The sequence below is a fragment of the Lysobacter sp. 22409 genome, from assembly GCF_052045105.1.
GTDB classification, from domain to species: Bacteria; Pseudomonadota; Gammaproteobacteria; order Xanthomonadales; family Xanthomonadaceae; genus Lysobacter; species Lysobacter antibioticus_B.
Genome location: NZ_JBQEOE010000016.1, coordinates 28728 through 44846, shown reverse-complemented (window position 1 = coordinate 44846; position 16119 = coordinate 28728). Strand labels below are relative to the sequence as shown.

Sequence of the window (16119 nt, the reverse complement as noted above, 5' to 3'; positions counted from 1 at the left end):
TCCTTGCAAGGGCACAGGCCACGAGTGCGATGCTGTCGCCGGGATTTTTCGATAGGACATCCTTGTCCTATCGAAAAACGGCGCACGTCCTGTGCGCCGCCCTCCGGGTCTACTGTTGACCGGCAAAGCAGCAAAGCGACAAAGCAGATCAAAATCTCGGCAACGGCAACGGCAACGGCAACGGCACGCGCCGACGGCTCAACCCAACAACGCCTCGTACAACCCCCGATCCGCTGCGGAGAAACAACAAAACACCACTTCGCCGAGCGTCGCATCGGCATGCGCCCGCACCGTCTCGACCGCGACCCGAGCGGCCGCATCGGCGGGGTAACCGAAGATGCCGGTGCTGATGCAGGGGAAGGCGACGCTCGCCAACCCATGCCGCGCCGCCACTGCCAGCGCATTGCGATAACACGCCGCCAGCAGCTCGGGCTCGCCGTGCTCGCCGCCGCGCCAGACCGGGCCGACGGTGTGGATGATGTGGCGCGCCGGCAATCGATAACCGCGGGTGAGCTTGGCTTCGCCGGTCTTGCAGCCGCCCAGCAGGCGGCACTCGGCCACCAGCTCCGGGCCGGCCGCGCGGTGGATCGCGCCATCGACGCCGCCACCACCGAGCAAGGAAGAATTGGCGGCGTTGACGATCGCGTCGAGGCTCAGGGTGGTGATGTCGCCCTGGATCGCGCGCAGTAGCATCGGCTCAGCCTTCCGACGGCCAGTCGATGAATTCCGGCGCCACCGCGTCGGTCAGCCAGACGCCGTTTTCGGATTGAAAGAAACTCAGGCCGCGCGCGTGCATGTCGCCGGCGCGGACCGACAACACCAGGGCCTTGCCGTGACGGCTGCCGACCTTGATCGCGGTCTCGGCGTCGGAGGAAAGATGCACGTGCTGGCGGCTCTGCTTGACCAGGCCCAAGTTGCGGATCGACTTGGCGAAGCGGGTCGCGGTGCCGTGGTAGAGCGTGGCCGGCGGTTCCAGCGCGGTCAGCGCCAGGTCGACCTCGATCGAGTGGCCCTGGTTGGCGCGGATGCGGGCGCCGTCGGCGCTGATCGCGAAGCGCTGCTTGTCGTTGTCGCGCACGACTTGCTCGATCAGCGCGCGCGTGACCGGCTTGCCGCCGGCATTGGCCAGGCGGACCAGTTCGTCGAGGTCGGCCCAGCCGTTGTCGTCGAGGCTCAGGCCGATCGCTTCGGGTTCGTGGCGCAGCACCAGGATGAGGAACTTGCTGGTCTTGGTGAGGTTTACGGCGGTCATGGGATTCCAGTTCGCAGGGGTGAGTGGCTGCGGTGGTTCAGGCCGCGCGATATCGATTCGTGTGTTGCGTTCAGCCGTGCGCCGCCGCGGTCAGCGCGGCGTCGAGTTGCTGCAGGCGCTCGGGCGTGCCGACGTCGGTCCAGCGGCCGCCATGATGCGAGCCGCTCAAACGGCCGGCATCGGCGGCGGCGCGCAGCAGGGGCACGGTGCTGAAGCGCGGCGGCTGCAGTTGCGCGCCGGCGGCATCGCCGAGTCGCTCGCGCCAGCCGTCGAACAGGGACGCACGATACAGGCCGATGCCCGAGTAGGTCAGGCGCGGTTCGCCGTGGTTGTGCAGACGTCCGTCGTCGAGGCGGAAGTCGCCCTGCGGATGCTGCGGCGGATTGTCGACCAACAGCAGATGCGCGTCGCCATCGAAGTCGCGCGGCATGTCGGCGAAGTCGTAATCGGTCCAGATGTCGCCGTTGGCGACCAGGAACGGCGCCTGCGGGTCGGCGTTTTCCTGCAGCAGTTGCAGCGCATGCAGCATGCCGCCGCCGGTTTCCAGCGGGGTTTCGCCTTCGTAGGAATAGCGCAGGCGCAGGCCCCAGCGCGCGCCGTCGCCGAGGATCTCGGGGAACTGCGGTGCGAGCCAACTGGTGTTGACCACGACCTCGCCGATGCCGAGCGCTGCGAATTTTTCCAGATGCCATTCGATCAGGCGCTTGCCGCCCACGCTCAACAAAGGCTTGGGCGTGTGCAGGGTCAGCGGGCGCATGCGCTCGCCGAGGCCGGCGGCGAAGATCAGCGCTTTCATGCCGGGTCGGCCGCAGCGGCCGCGGTCAGGGCCGGGCGCACGTAACGTTCGACGATGTCGGCGAGCGGCGCGAGTTCCGGGTAACGCGACAGGACCACGTCGAGGTAGCCGAGGAAGCGCGGCGCATCGGCCAGGTACTTGGGCTTGCCGTCGCGATGGTGCAGGCGCGCGAACAGGCCCAGAATCTTGATGTGGCGCTGCAAGCCGGCGAAGTCGGCGTCGCGGTGGAAACGCGCGAGGTCCGGCAACGGAATGCCGGCGGCGGTGGCCCGCGCGTGATAGCGCGCGAGCCAGGCGTCGACGCGCGTCTCCGGCCAGCTCAGGAAGGCATCGCGGAACAGGCTGATCGGGTCGTAGGCGATCGGCCCGCGCAGCGCGCCCTGGAAATCGATCACCGCCACCCCGCCGGGCACCGGCATCAGGTTGCGCGGCATGAAGTCGCGGTGCACGAAGATCTGGGCCTGGGCGAGCACGTTGTCGAGAATGCGGCGATAGGCCAGGTCGAGTTTTTCCAGGTCGTCGCAGCTCAGCTCGATGCCGAGGTGGCGGCCGAGGAACCATTCGTCGAACAAACGCAGTTCGCGGGCGAGGAAAGCCTCGTCGTAAGGCGGCAGGTCGTCGGGGCAGGGCAGGGCCTGGATCTTCAGCAACTGGGTGAAGGCATCGTCGAACAGCGCGTCGGCGTTGCCGTCGTCGATCACTTGCAGATAGGTGTCGCGGCCGAGGTCTTCGAGCAGCAGGAAGCCGTGTTCGAGATCCTGGGCCCGCACGTCCGGCACGCGCACGCCGCCGGCGAGCAGGACCTCGCGCATGCGCAGCCAGGGGCGCGCGTCCTCGAGCTCGGGCGGCGAGTCCATGACGATGACGGTGGTTTGGTCGGCGCCGGCTGCGGTCGTCGCGCCGCGCCAGTAGCTGCGGAAACCGGCGTCGAACGAAGCGCGTACGAGTTCGAGGCGGTCGTCGCCGGTCGCGGCACGAGCCCATTCCAGGCGGGCGAGGTCGCGATCGGTAGGGTGGGATTGGGTCATGCCTGCTCCGCGCGGCGGGTGCCGCAAGCGCACAGGGTAAACGTCCGCGGTCCGGGGGTGAATCCGTGCGGTCTTCCATTACCGGCAGGAGAAGCGTCGGCCCGGCAGCTTTAACCCCTCTCCCGCGGGTGGCCACCGCAGCAACTGCAATGCTGAGAGGGGGCGAAGGCTCAAGACTCCTCGCCACGCCATCGGACAAAAGATGTAGGGCGAAGCCCACGCCGCCGTCTTCCGGATGCAGTCGCCACCGCTGCCTCCGGCGTCTCGCCGTCGTGAGCCCCGCCCTACGGGTGCCCGGTTACCGCTGATGCTGGTTACTGAATAGAAGCGCGGGGCGGGGCCGGCGCGAAAGCCGATCCCGACGCGGCGGCACGTGCGCGCCAGAGGGCCGCGCTCGGCTCCGCCCCGCCTGTTGCTCAAGCCGCGACCGACTCCTCCCGATCCAGGGAAGCCAGCCACTCGTCGTCGGAGCCTTCGGCCACGCCTTCGAACAAGAAGGTCGACAGATAACGCTCGCCGGTGTCCGGCAGCATCGCCAGCAGCACCGAACCTTCCGGCGCCTGTTCGGCGACCTGCAGGGCGGCGGCGACGGTCGCGCCGGCGGAGATGCCGACGAACACGCCTTCCTCGGCAGCCAGGCGGCGCGCGGTGTCGCGCGCGACGACGTCGTCGACCGGACGGATTTCATCGGCGATGCCGCGATCGAGTACGCCCGGTACGAAGTCCGGGGTCCAGCCCTGGATCTTGTGCGGCTGCCAGGCGTTGCCGCTCAACAGCGAAGCGCCGGCGGGTTCGGAAGTGACGATCTTCAGCTCGGGGCGCGCCAGCTTCAGTACCTGGCCGGCGCCGCTGAGCGTGCCGCCGGTGCCCCAGCCGGTGACGAAATAGTCGAGCCGCTTGCCGGCGAAGTCGCGCAGGATTTCCGGACCGGTGGTGTTGCGGTGATAGGCCGGGTTGGCCGGGTTGTCGAACTGGCGGGCGAGGAACCAGCCGTGTTTCTCGGCCAGCTCGGCGGCCTTGCGGACCATGCCGGTGCCGCGTTCGGCGGCCGGGGTCAGGATGACTTTCGCGCCGTAAGCGCGCATCAACTTGCGGCGCTCGATCGAGAAGGTTTCGGTCATCACCGCCACGAACGGATAGCCGCGGGCGGCGGCGACCATCGCCAGGGCGATGCCGGTGTTGCCCGAGGTCGCTTCGACGATGGTCTGGCCCGGCTTCAACGCACCGCTGCGCTCGGCGTCGAGCACGATCGCCAGGGCCAGACGGTCCTTGACCGAACCACCGGGATTGAAGGATTCGACCTTCGCGTACAGCGTCACGTGTTTCGGCGCGATGCGGTGCAGTTTGACGATCGGCGTGTTGCCGATGGTGTCGAGGATGTTGTCGTACAGGGGCATGAGTGAGTTCCCGTGGCGTGGGTGCGAATAAGGGGCGTCAGGCGGCTACGGCGTAGGTTTCGGCCGGCGCCAGCGCTTGCGTCAGCGGCGCTTCTCCGAACCAGTGCAGACGCTCGGCCAGCGCCGCGACTTCGCCGACGATCAGCAAGGCCGGCGACTGCACGCGATGCGCTTGCGCACGTTCGGCCAGTTCGGCCAGCGTGCCGGTGACCACGCGCTGTTCCGGGCGCGAGCCGTTTTCGATCAGGGCGAACGGCGTGCTGGCGGCGCGACCGTGTTCGATCAGTTTGTCGCGCAGCACGTCGAGCCCGGACACGCCCATGTAGACCGCGAGTGTCTGCTTTTCCTGGGCGAGCGCGCGCCAGTCGAGGCCGTCGTTGGCGTCCTTCAGATGAGCGGTGACCAGGCGCAGCGATTGCGCATGCTCGCGATGGGTCAACGGAATGCCGGCGTAGGCGCCGCAAGCCAGCGCGGCGGTGATGCCGGGCACGACTTCGAAGGCGATGCCGTGGTCGCGCAGCACTTCGAGTTCTTCGCCGCCGCGCCCGAACACGAACGGGTCGCCGCCCTTGAGCCGCACCACGCGCTTGCCGGCGCGGGCGTGTTCGAGCATGAGGGCGTGGATGCGTTCCTGAGTGCTGTGATGATTGGCCGGCGACACGGTGCCGGCGAGCGGCTTGCCGACGTCGATCAGCTCGGCGTCGCGGCGCGCCAGTTGCAGCACCTGCGGGCTGACCAGGCGGTCGTGCAGGATCACGTCGGCCTCGTTGAGCACGCGCAGGCCGCGCAGGGTCAGCAGGCCCGGATCGCCGGGGCCGGCACCGACCAGCGCGACCGAGCCGACTTGCGCGGCGGCGGCGTCGGATTCGACGAGCGCGGCGCCGAAGGCGCGTTGCGCTTCTTCGCCGCGGCCCTGGCGCAGCAACGAGGGAATCGGGCCCGACAGCACGCGGTCGAAGAAGCGACGGCGCGCACCGAGCTCGGGATAGTGCTTGCGGATGCGCTCGCGTTCGCGCGACAACAATTGCGCGAGTGCGCCGAGCGATTCGTCGAGTTGGGTTTCCAGGGTTTCGCGCAGATGGCGCGACAGCATCGGCACGCCGCCGCCGCTGGAGATCGCGATCTGCACCGGGCCGCGGACCACGCGCGCCGGGACGTGGAAGCTCGAGGCCTCGACATCGTCGACGACGTTGACCCAGACCCGGCGCGCCTCGCCGGCTTCGGCGACGGCGCGGTTGACCGCGGCATCGTCGGTCGCGGCGATCGCCAACCAGGTCTCGTCCAGCCACTGGACCACGAAGGTCCCCGGCAGGTGCTCGATGCGGCCCTCGGCGACCCAAGCCGCCAAGGCCGGGACCAGTTCGGGCGCGCCGACCCGGACCCGGGCGCCGGCATCGAGCAGTGCACCCGCCTTGCGCAGCGCCACCGTCCCGCCACCGACCACGAGCACGGTGCGTCCGCGCAGGTCGGCAAACAATGGGAACAGAGGGCTGGTCATGGCGGCGGGGCGGCAATCCGGGGACGATGGGACGACCCTACGGCGCCCGGACCGGGGCCGGAAATGACGTCGCCGCCTTTGCACATGCCGTCACGGCATGAGCCCCGTGAAGGCCGCCCAGGGGGCTGGACAAGGCGACCATACGCCGAATACGCTATAAATCGTTATATCCGAATAGAGCGATAAAGACGTGGAAGCGATCCGCAAACGAATGTCCCGGCCGCACGACCCGGTCCGCCACGGCGCGGGCTGTTGCCGTCGTCTGCGCCGACATTCCGCCGCCGATCTCCCTCTTTTACGGATAGCCACGCCATGACCCTGACCCAGCTCCGCTACCTGGTCGCCATCGCCGATTCGGGCCTCAACATCACCCTGGCCGCCGAGCGCGTCCACGCGACCCAGCCGGGTTTGTCCAAGCAGCTCAAACAGCTCGAAGACGAACTGGGTTTTTTGTTGTTCGTGCGCAAGGGCCGCAGCCTGGAAGCGATCGCGCCGGCCGGCGAGCGCGTGCTCGAACACGCGCGCCGCATTCTCGAAGAAGCCAGCAACATCCGCGCCTACGCCGCCAACGAGCGCGGCCAGCACGCCGGCCGTCTGGTGCTGTCGACCACGCACACGCAGGCGCGTTACGTGCTGCCGCCGGTGATCGCCCAGGTCAAACGCGATTTCCCCCAGGTCAGCGTGCATTTGCAGGCGGCCGCCGACGGCGAAGTGCTGTCGCACCTGTCGCACGGCAACGCCGACCTGGCGGTGATCAGCACTGCAGGCGCCGCGCCCGAGGGCGGGCTCGCCGTACCGTTGTTCCGTTGGCGCCGGGTGGTGCTGGTGCCGCGCACGCATGCGCTGGCCAAGCTCGATCGCGCGCCGACGTTGGCCGAACTGGCCGCGCACCCGCTGATCAGCTACGAATCCTCGACTCGCCCGGAATCCTCGCTGCGCCGCGCCTTCACCGCAGGCGGCCAGGAGCCGCAGCTGGCGATGACCGCGCGCGACGCCGATCTGATCAAGACCTATGTGCGCGCGGGTCTAGGCGTCGGCGTGTTGGCCGAGATGGCGGTGACCTCGCGCGACGACGACCTGAAGGCGCTGATCGCGCCGGACGCGTTTCCCGAGTGCATCACCTGGGCGGTGATTCCGCGTGCGCGCGTGCTGCGCGACTACGCGCTGGAGCTGTTGCACGGCCTGGCCCCGCAGATCGACCGCCGCGACCTGCGCCGCGTGCTCGAAGGCAACCTGGAACCGCAGTGGCCGAAGGCCCCGACCTGGACCGAGCTGACCCAGCCGATCAGTTCGTAAGCGATCTGCGAGTTGTTGCCGGGCTTCGGCGGGCGTGTCGCTGTGGGTGAAGAGCAAATCCCCCTCGGTCCCCCTTTTCCAAAGGGGGAAGTCCGTTAGGACGTTGCGCGGGTGTGAGAGGCAGCCCGGATATCAACGAGCCTCGACAGAATCTCCCGTAAGCATTCCCCCCTTTGAAAAAGGGGGGCAGGGGGGATTTGCTTTCCGTTACGCTCGCCGCGCAACCCGACCTGCAGCCATCAAGCAGCCTGGTTCTCCGCCACCGGCTCGCTGTCGAAATGCAGGCCGCATTCGCGCTTTAGCCCGAAGAAACGGGTGTCTTCATCGCGCATGCCCGGCTCGAGCCGGCGCGTGGTGTGGATGTCGCCGATCGACACATAGCCGTCGTGCCACAGCGGGTGATACGGCAGGTCGTGGGTATGCAGGTACTGCCAGATGTCGCGGTCGCTCCAGTCGGCCAACGGATGCAGTTTCCAGCGTCCGTCTCGCAACTGCAGGAACTCGATGTTGGCGCGGCTGCCCGACTGGCTGCGGCGTAGGCCGGCGATCCAGGTGCGCACGCCGAGGTCGTTGAGCGCGCGCTGCATCGGTTCGACCTTGCGCAGGCGGTTGTAGCGTTCGATGCCGTCCAGGCCCTGTTCCCACAAGCGGCCGAAGCGCGCTTCCATCCAGGCCACGCCGATCTGCGGGCGATAGACCTTGAGATTGAGCTGGAGCCGCTCGCCGAGTTCGTCGATGAAGCGGTAGGTCTCCGGGAACAGATAGCCGGTGTCGACCACGATCACCGGGATCTGCGGCGCCTGCCGGGTCACCATGTGCAGGGACACCGCCGACTGGGCGCCGAAGCTCGACGATAGCGCGTGCTCGCCGGCGGTGTTTTCCAGGGCCCAGGCGACGCGTTGCTCGGCGCTTTGCGTCGCCAGCCAGGCGTTGAGTTCGGCCAGCGCGCGCGGCGATTCGGCGGCGGTGACGGGATCGGTCGGAGCGCTCATGCGTAGGCCTCTGCAACCAGTGCGATCGGTATACCGGTGGGGGTGGGATAAGGGATCGAGACGACCTGGTTGCGCACCAGGTAGTCGCCGAAACCTTCGTCGTCGTTGCGTCCGCTCGCATAGGCGGCGAACAGCGGGTCGAGCGCGGCGAGGATCTCCGGCTCGGCGATGTTTTCGCGGTACAGGGTGTTCAGGCGCTGGCCGCGGTGATCGGCGCCGAGCATCAGGTTGTAGCGGCCCGGCGCCTTGCCGACCAGGGCGATCTCGCCGAGGTAGGGGCGCGAGCAACCGTTCGGGCAGCCGCTGATGCGCAGGTTGATCGATGCATCCGGGATCGAGTGCTTCACCAGCAAGGCTTCGACGTGGCCGAGGAAATCCGGCAGGTAACGCTCGGCTTCGGCCATGGCCAGGCCGCAGGTCGGCAGCGACACGCAGGCCAGGGCGTTGCGGCGCAGCGGGCTGGCCTGGCGATAGGCGTCGAGACCGTGCTGAGCGACCAGCGTGTCGACCTGCGCGCGCAGCGCCGACGGCACGCCGGCGATCACCAGATTCTGGTTCGGGGTCATGCGGAACTCGGCGCCGTCGTGGCCGCTGAGCAACTGCGCGACCGCGCGCAGGCCGCTGAGGTGGGTCAGCTCGGGGCCGTGGCCGTCGAGCGCGCCGTCGACGATGCGCCCGGCCGGCAGGCGCAGGGTCAGGTGAGCGCGCGCGTCGCCACTGTTGCTGGCTTCGCTGTCGACCCAGCCGAAGCGGTCACCGTTGTGACGGAAGGCGAACGGCCGTGCCGGGAGGAGAGGGAACCCGGCACGGCGTTCGACTTCCGCTTTGAACCAGGCGAGCCCGCGGTCGTCGATGGTGTACTTGAGACGGGCACGCTTGCGCACGGCGCGGTTGCCGAAATCGCGTTGTGCGGTGACCACGGCTTCGCCGACTGCGATGACCTGGTCGGGCGTCACGAAGCCGATTACGTCGGCGACGCGCGGATAGGTTTCGGCATCGCCGTGGGTCGCGCCCATGCCGCCGCCGACGGTGACGTTGTAACCGAGCAGTTCGTCGGCGCCGGCGGCGTTCTTGGCGAGGATCGCGATATAGCCCAGGTCCTGGGCGAACACGTCGACGTCGTTGTAGGGCGGAATGGCGAAGCCGATCTTGAACTTGCGCGGCAGATAGACGTTGCCGTAGATCGGCTCGTCCTCGCTGCCGCTGCCGTCGATGCGTTCTTCGTCGAGCCAGATCTCGTAATAGGCGCGGGTGTTCGGCAGCAAGTGCTCCGACAGCGCCGCGGCCTGCTTGAACACCTGCGCATGCGAGGCCGAGACCTGCGGGTTGGCGGCGACGGCGACGTTGCGGTTGACGTCGCCGCAGGCGGCCAGGGTGTCGATCAAGGCGGCGTTGATCGACTGCATGGTCGCCTTCAGCTCGGTCTTGATCACGCCATGGAACTGGAAGGCCTGGCGCGTGGTGACGCGCAGGCCGCGTTCGGCATAAGTCGTCGCGATGGCGTCGAGCTTGAGCCATTGCTCCGGGGTGACTACGCCGCCCGGCGTGCGGGTGCGGATCATGAAGCTGTAGGCCGGCTCCAGGCGCGCGAGGCGGCGCTCTTCGCGCACGTCGCGGTCGTCCTGCTGGTAGCTGCCGTGGTACTTGATCAGGGTCTGGTCGTCGTCGCGCAGGGCGCCGGTGACCGGATCGGCCAGGCTTTCCAGCAGGCTGCCGCGCAGGCGCGCGCTGGAGCGCTTGATGTCTTCGACCGAATGCGCGCTCATGCCGGCGCTCCGGCGGTCGCAGCGAAACGCAGCGCATGGGCACCCAGCGGATGCAGCCCGAATGGAGCGCGGCCCGGGCCCGGCGACGCACTCTTGTCGGCGCGCGCTACCGGGGCGGCGTGGTTTCCTCGTTCCATCCGGGCCGCCGGGGCAAGCAGCGATCCCTCGACCTCAGATCCGTCGAGCGCAGTAGACACGAAGCCGGATGCGTCGGCCTGCGACGCGCGACCCGTTTCGATGAAATGGCGATGGCGAAACAAATACATCAGTAAACGTCCCGGGCGTAGCGGCCCTGTCGCTGCAGTTCGTTGAGATAGTCTTCGGCGCCTTCCTCGTCCTTGCCGCCGTGCTTGGCGATCGCTGCCAGCAGTGCCGCGTGCACGTCCTTCGCCATGCGCGAGGCGTCGCCGCAGACGTACAGATGCGCGCCGCCTTCGAGCCAGTCGTACAGATCGCGGCCCTGTTCGCCGAGGCGGTGCTGGACGTAGACCTTCTGCGCCTGGTCGCGAGAGAACGCCAGGTCGAGCTTGTGCAGCTGGCCGGCCTTCAACGCGGCCTGCCATTCGACCTGGTAGAGGAAGTCGGTGCGGAAATGCGGGTTGCCGAACAGCAGCCAGTTGCGGCCGCTGGCGCCGTCGGCGACGCGTTCCTGGACGAAGCCGCGGAACGGCGCGACGCCGGTGCCCGGGCCGATCATGATCACGTCGCGGCTGCCGTCGGTGGGCACGCGGAAGCGTTCGTTGTGTTCGATGAACACCGGCAGGCGCTCGCCTTCGTCGGCGCTGGCGAGCAGATGCGAGGCCGCGCCCCAGCGGGTGCCGCCGGCGCTCTGGTATTCGACATGGGCGACGGTGAGGTGGGCTTCGTCGCCGACCAGCTTTTGGCTGGAAGCGATCGAGTACATGCGCGGGGTGAGCGGACGCAGCGCGGCGACCAGTTCCTCGGCCGACCACTGGCCGTCGTAGCGCTGCAGCAGATCGATGACCTGGCTGTTGGCGAGCAGTTCGGCGAACTGGGCGGCCTGGTCGGGGGCGAGCAGGCGGTTGAGTTCGTCGCTGCGCGCATGCGCGGCATGGCTGGCGATGAACGGACGCGCCAGCTTGGTCAGTTCGCGCTTCTCGCTGAGCCACTGCCGCAACGGCAGCGACTGGCCGCCGTGCTCGACGCCGGCGTTGCCGTCGAGCTCAAGCGTGCTCAGCACCGCCTCGACCAGGGCCGGCGGGTTGCGCGGCCAGATGCCGAGCGAGTCGCCGGGCTGGTAATGCAGGCCCGAGCCTTCCAGCGAGATTTCGATGTGGCGGATGTCCTTGTCCGGCACCACCCGGTCGGAACCGCGCGCGATCAGGCGCCGATTGCTCAGCAGCTCGGCGGCGAACGGCGCATCGCGATGGAAGGCCGGCGCGGTCGCGAGGGGGCGCAGCGGCGTGACCGTGGCCAGATGCGTGGCGGCCGGCTTCAGCGCTTCCTTGGCCTGGCTCAGCGCTTGCTGCAGCCACGGCGTGGAGACGGTTTCGAAATCCAGGTCGGCGTCGCCGCGGGCGAACAAGCGGGTCGCACCGAGTTCGCCGAGGCGTGCGTCGACTTTCTGGCCGATCGAGCAGAAATCCGGGTAGCTGGAATCGCCGAGGCCGAGCACGGCGAAGCTGAGCCCCTTGAGTTCGGGCGCGCGCTTACCGGCGATGAAATCGATCAGACCGCGCGAGTCGTCCGGCGGATCGCCGTCGCCCTGGGTGCTGATGACCACATAGAGCAGGCGTTCGTTCTTGAGTTCGCGGGTCGGGTAGGCGTCGGCGCGCAGCAGGCGCACGCTGAGACCGGCGGCCTCGGCTTGGCCGGCGAGCTGTTCGGCCAGGCGCTTGGCGTTGCCGGTCTGGCTGCCGTAGACGATGCTCAGACGCTCGCTGGCGCGGGCCTCCGGCGCGGCGACCGCGGGGGTCGCGGCCGGAATCGCGAGAGTGGCGACGTTGCCGGCGCCGGCGCGGGCCAGGCCGGCGGCATAGCCCGACAGCCACCACAGGCTGTTGTGGTCCAGGCCTTCGGTGAGGCGGACGAGCGAATCGAGCCGGTCCGCGGGCAGCGGAGTGGCGAGCGAGGGCGGAGCGGACAGGGCTGGAGCGGACAGGGCGGCGGCGGGCACGGCGGTCGGCTTCTGACTTCGGGAGACTGCAGGCTACGAGCGGCTCCCGGGCCGCGGAAAGGATGCTCGGTAATGCGCTCATGCCCGGCGCTTATTTCCTCCCCGAAACCGGGGGAATTCTAATGGCCGCAAGCTCAGCCGCCGGTCCGGCTAGGCTTGGACGGTCCGCAAACGCGGGTCCGCCCCTCCGGTTTCCCGCTGTCGGCGGGTCGCCGCGACCGGTTTGTCTGGCTGGCGCGCGTCGTCCAGTCCGCCCTTTCGCTACGCCCGCCGCCTTGATGAGTCCCTCCGAATGAGTGCGTCACCCGACCTGAGCCCGCCGCTGTCCGCTCCGCCGCCGCCGTTGTCCGCGCGGGCGTTGAGTCATCTGGACCGGCTCGAGGCCGAAAGCATCCACATCCTGCGCGAGGTGGCCTCGGAGTTCCGCAACCCGGTGATGCTGTACTCGGTCGGCAAGGACAGCTCAGTGCTGCTGCACCTGTTGCTCAAGGCCTTCTACCCGGCGCGCCCGCCGATTCCGTTGCTGCACGTCGACACCGGCTGGAAGTTCGGCGAGATGATCGCCTTCCGCGACCGCCGCGCCAGCGAGACCGGCGTCGACCTGCGCGTGCACATCAACCCCGACGGCCTGGCCCAGGGCATCGGCCCGGTCAGCCACGGCGCCAGCGTGCATACCGATGTGATGAAGACCCAGGGCCTCAAGCAGGCGCTGGACTGGAACAAGTTCGACGCCGCGATCGGCGGCGCGCGCCGCGACGAAGAGAAGTCGCGCGCCAAGGAACGGATCTTCTCGTTCCGCAATCCACAGCACCGCTGGGACCCGAAGAACCAGCGCCCGGAGCTGTGGTCGTTGTTCAACACCCGCATCCATGCCGGCGAGAGCGTACGTGTGTTTCCGATCTCGAACTGGACCGAGCTCGACGTCTGGCTGTACATCTATCGCGAGAAGATCCCGGTGCCGTCGCTGTATTTCGCCGCCGAACGCCCGGTGGTGGAACGCGACGGCAGCCTGATCCTGGTCGACGACGAGCGCCTGCCGCTGCGCGACGGCGAAGTGCCGCAGACCCGCAAGGTGCGTTTCCGCACGCTCGGCTGCTACCCGCTGACCGGTGCGATCGAGTCCGAGGCCGACACGCTCGAAGCGATCATCGCCGAGATGCTGGTCGCGACCACCTCCGAGCGCCAGGGGCGAGTGATCGACCACGATCCCTCCGCTTCGATGGAACGCAAGAAACAAGAGGGTTACTTCTGATGAAGCCGGGATTCGCGAGTCGGGAGTCTGGATTGGAGCAGGCGGAGCGCGGCGACGTGGAAGCGATAGGGACCACGGGCAGGGTGGTGGCTTTTGCGAGTCCCGAGACCCGAGTCCCGAGTCCCGCCGACGCCGGCATCGCCGGCTACCTGCAGCAGCACGAGCATAAGAGCCTGCTGCGCTTCATCACCTGCGGCAGTGTCGACGACGGCAAGAGCACCCTGATCGGGCGCCTGCTGCACGACACCCGCTTGCTGTTCGACGACCAACTGGCCGCGCTCGATGCCGACAGCCGCCGCCACGGCACCCAGAACGGCGAGATCGATTTCGCCCTGCTGGTCGACGGGCTGGCCGCCGAGCGCGAGCAAGGCATCACCATCGACGTCGCCTACCGTTTCTTCGGCACCGAGAAGCGCAAGTTCATCGTCGCCGACTGCCCGGGCCACGAGCAGTACACCCGCAACATGGCGACCGGCGCCTCGACCGCCGCATTGGCGGTGGTGCTGGTCGATGCGCGCAAGGGCCTGCTGACGCAGACGCGCCGGCACAGCTATATCGTGTCTTTGCTCGGCATCCGCCACGTGCTGCTAGCGGTCAACAAGATGGACCTGGTCGACTTCGACCAGGCCGTGTTCGAGCGCATCGCCGGTGAATACCGCGAGCTCGCCGCCCAGCTCGGCATCGAACACGTCACCGCCGTGCCCTTGTCGGCCTTGCACGGCCACAACCTCACCGAACGCTCGGCGCAGACGCCGTGGTACCACGGCCCGAGCGTGCTTGAGCATCTGGAATCGGTCGACACCGAACGCAGCGCGGCCGAACTCGGCTTCCGCCTGCCGGTGCAATGGGTCAACCGCCCGAACCAGGATTTCCGCGGTTTCGCCGGCACCATTGCCGCCGGCACGGTGCGGCCCGGCGACGAAGTCGTCGCCTTGCCGTCGGGCCGCCGCTCGCAGGTGCAGCGCATCGTCACCGCCGACGGCGATCTCAAGGTCGCCGGTGCCGGCCAGGCGGTCACCCTGACGCTCGCCGACGAACTCGACATCAGCCGCGGCGACGTCATCGCCAACGCCGCGCAGCCTGCGCAGGTGGCCGACCAGTTCGCCGTGCATCTGCTGTGGATGGACACCCAGCCGCTGCTGCCGGGCCGCTCGTACTGGCTGAAGATCGGCGCGCGCACGGTCAGCGCCAGCATCACCGAGATCAAGCACAAGGTCGACGTCAACAGCCAGGCCCAGCTCGCGGCCAAGCACCTCGAACTCAACGAGGTCGCCTACTGCAATCTGAGTCTCGATCAGCCGATCGCATTCGAGGCCTATCTCGACAACCGCGAACTCGGCAGCTTCATCCTGATCGACCGCCAGAGCCACGCCACCGTCGCCGCCGGCACCGTGGATTTCGCCCTGCGCCGCGCCGGCAACATCCATTGGCAGCCGGTCGACGTCGACAAGGCCGCACGTGCGCGCAGCAAGCACCAGAAGCCGCGCTGCGTGTGGTTCACCGGTTTGTCGGGTTCGGGCAAATCGACCATCGCCAACCTGGTCGACAAGCAACTGCATGCGCTCGGCCACCACAGCTTCGTGCTCGACGGAGACAACGTGCGGCATGGCCTCAACAAGGACCTCGGCTTCACCGACGAAGACCGGGTCGAGAACATCCGCCGCGTCGCCGAAGTCGCCAAGCTGATGACCGACGCCGGCCTGATCGTGCTGGTGAGCTTCATCTCGCCGTTCCGCGCCGAACGCCGGCTCGCGCGCGAGTTGTTCGAGGACGGCGAATTCGTCGAAGTCTTCGTCGACACCCCGCTCGCCGAGGCCGAGCGCCGCGACGTCAAGGGCCTGTACGCGAAGGCCCGCGCCGGCAAGATCCCGAACTTCACCGGCATCGATTCGCCGTACGAAGCGCCGGAGGCGGCGGAGCTGCAGTTGGATACCCTCGAACACGATGCCCAGGCCTTGGCGCAGCGGGTGATCGATTACCTGCGCGATTGAGCGTCTGCGACGCGGCTGTCCGGCGCAGCGCAGGCTGCCTCCATGTCCGAAACGAAACACCCCGGCCTGAGCCGGGGTGTTCTGTTTTCAGCGAAGCGCAATGCCGCGGACGCCTCAGGGTTTGGAGGTCTTGCTTCGGATCATCTCGTACAGGAACAGCAGCACGATGGCGCAGATGACCGAGACGATCAGACCGATCAGCCCGCCGCCGGCATAGAGCAGGCTGCCGATGTAGGCGCCGGCGATGCCGAGCAGGATGGTGAGTATCCAGCCCATCGGATCGGCGCCGGGCTTGAAGAAGCGCGCGAGGACGCCGATGACCGCGCCGATGATGATCGTGTAAAAGATGCCGCCTAGCATGGGCTTGCCCTCCTGGGGATGGTGGGTGACGCGGCTGGAGCATGTGGCCGTCAATGTCGCCGCGGCGTGAGGGCGGGGCGGGTGGCTGGCACGCCCGGCAGAGACGGCACGGAACCGGCTCTCGTACCGGCGCGACCCGCCTCGATCGGCATCGCTTCGTGCGACATCGAGGTCGCGGCTTACGCCGCTCTTACATAGGCCGGCGTCGTCTCCTTGTAGGAGCGGCGTGAGCCGCGACCGCGGGCGCGCAGAAAGCTCCTGTCCCACGCCGTCGATCGGAGCGGTCAAACATCCACCGCATCAGCCGGACGCAGCAAGCCCAGACAGGCGTCGCGTCGTGCAGGAACGCGGTCG

General features: G+C 68.3%; 13 protein-coding genes. 3 read left to right on the top strand and 10 right to left on the bottom strand.

All coding sequences use genetic code 11. The features are described 5' to 3' along the window. Positions 1–198: 198 nt before the first annotated feature. From ACTJJK_RS10450 to cysG, 6 genes are all read right to left on the bottom strand, one after another. Complete coding sequence (locus tag ACTJJK_RS10450; protein WP_031373694.1) at positions 199–693, bottom strand: O-acetyl-ADP-ribose deacetylase; 495 nt, start codon at positions 691–693, stop codon at positions 199–201. Positions 694–697: 4 nt separating this feature from the next. Then, positions 698–1252 carry an RNA 2'-phosphotransferase gene (locus ACTJJK_RS10445; RefSeq protein ID WP_440730149.1) on the bottom strand — a complete coding sequence of 185 codons (555 nt, stop codon included), beginning with the start codon at positions 1250–1252 and terminating at the stop codon, positions 698–700. Between the two features lie 70 nt (positions 1253–1322). Beyond that, positions 1323–2048 carry an N-acetylmuramate alpha-1-phosphate uridylyltransferase MurU gene (murU, locus tag ACTJJK_RS10440; RefSeq protein ID WP_440730148.1) on the bottom strand — a complete coding sequence of 242 codons (726 nt, stop codon included), beginning with the start codon at positions 2046–2048 and terminating at the stop codon, positions 1323–1325. Further along, positions 2045–3076: an aminoglycoside phosphotransferase family protein gene (locus tag ACTJJK_RS10435; RefSeq protein WP_440730147.1), complete on the bottom strand. Its 1032-nt coding sequence runs from the start codon at positions 3074–3076 to the stop codon at positions 2045–2047. The genes murU and ACTJJK_RS10435 overlap by 4 nt, the downstream gene beginning before the upstream one ends. Positions 3077–3492: 416 nt before the next feature. After that, a complete protein-coding gene (gene cysK / locus ACTJJK_RS10430; protein ID WP_031373690.1) occupies positions 3493–4473 on the bottom strand; it encodes a cysteine synthase A in 981 nt (326 codons plus the stop codon). Between the two features lie 37 nt (positions 4474–4510). After that, positions 4511–5971: a siroheme synthase CysG gene (gene cysG, locus ACTJJK_RS10425; RefSeq protein ID WP_031373689.1), complete on the bottom strand. Its 1461-nt coding sequence runs from the start codon at positions 5969–5971 to the stop codon at positions 4511–4513. Positions 5972–6283: 312 nt separating this feature from the next. Between cysG and ACTJJK_RS10420 the strand changes: the two genes are divergently transcribed. Continuing rightward, positions 6284–7267, top strand: a complete 984-nt coding sequence (locus ACTJJK_RS10420; RefSeq protein WP_223619912.1) for a LysR family transcriptional regulator — start codon at positions 6284–6286, stop codon at positions 7265–7267. A 239-nt stretch (positions 7268–7506) separates the two neighbouring features. On the opposite strand, the gene ACTJJK_RS10415 is transcribed toward ACTJJK_RS10420, so the two are convergent. From ACTJJK_RS10415 to ACTJJK_RS10405, 3 genes are all read right to left on the bottom strand, one after another. Next, positions 7507–8259 carry a phosphoadenylyl-sulfate reductase gene (locus ACTJJK_RS10415; RefSeq protein WP_031373687.1) on the bottom strand — a complete coding sequence of 251 codons (753 nt, stop codon included), beginning with the start codon at positions 8257–8259 and terminating at the stop codon, positions 7507–7509. Further along, entirely contained in the window at positions 8256–10025 is a 1770-nt protein-coding gene (gene cysI, locus ACTJJK_RS10410) for an assimilatory sulfite reductase (NADPH) hemoprotein subunit (protein ID WP_440730146.1), read from the bottom strand. The genes ACTJJK_RS10415 and cysI overlap by 4 nt, the downstream gene beginning before the upstream one ends. A 265-nt stretch (positions 10026–10290) precedes the next feature. After that, on the bottom strand, positions 10291–12147 hold the full coding sequence (locus ACTJJK_RS10405; protein ID WP_031373685.1) for an assimilatory sulfite reductase (NADPH) flavoprotein subunit: 1857 nt from the start codon (positions 12145–12147) through the stop codon (positions 10291–10293). A gap of 307 nt (positions 12148–12454) precedes the next feature. Here ACTJJK_RS10405 and cysD point away from each other — a divergent pair, with 307 nt between their 5' ends. Both cysD and cysN read left to right on the top strand, forming a co-directional pair. Further along, complete coding sequence (gene cysD / locus ACTJJK_RS10400; RefSeq protein WP_430536921.1) at positions 12455–13414, top strand: sulfate adenylyltransferase subunit CysD; 960 nt, start codon at positions 12455–12457, stop codon at positions 13412–13414. Next, on the top strand, positions 13414–15405 hold the full coding sequence (cysN, locus tag ACTJJK_RS10395) for a sulfate adenylyltransferase subunit CysN (RefSeq protein WP_440730145.1): 1992 nt from the start codon (positions 13414–13416) through the stop codon (positions 15403–15405). Before cysD ends, cysN begins: the two co-directional genes overlap by 1 nt. Positions 15406–15519: 114 nt before the next feature. Here cysN and ACTJJK_RS10390 read toward each other — a convergent pair whose 3' ends face one another. Then, positions 15520–15765, bottom strand: a complete 246-nt coding sequence (locus tag ACTJJK_RS10390) for a GlsB/YeaQ/YmgE family stress response membrane protein (RefSeq protein WP_031373682.1) — start codon at positions 15763–15765, stop codon at positions 15520–15522. Positions 15766–16119: the final 354 nt, after the last annotated feature.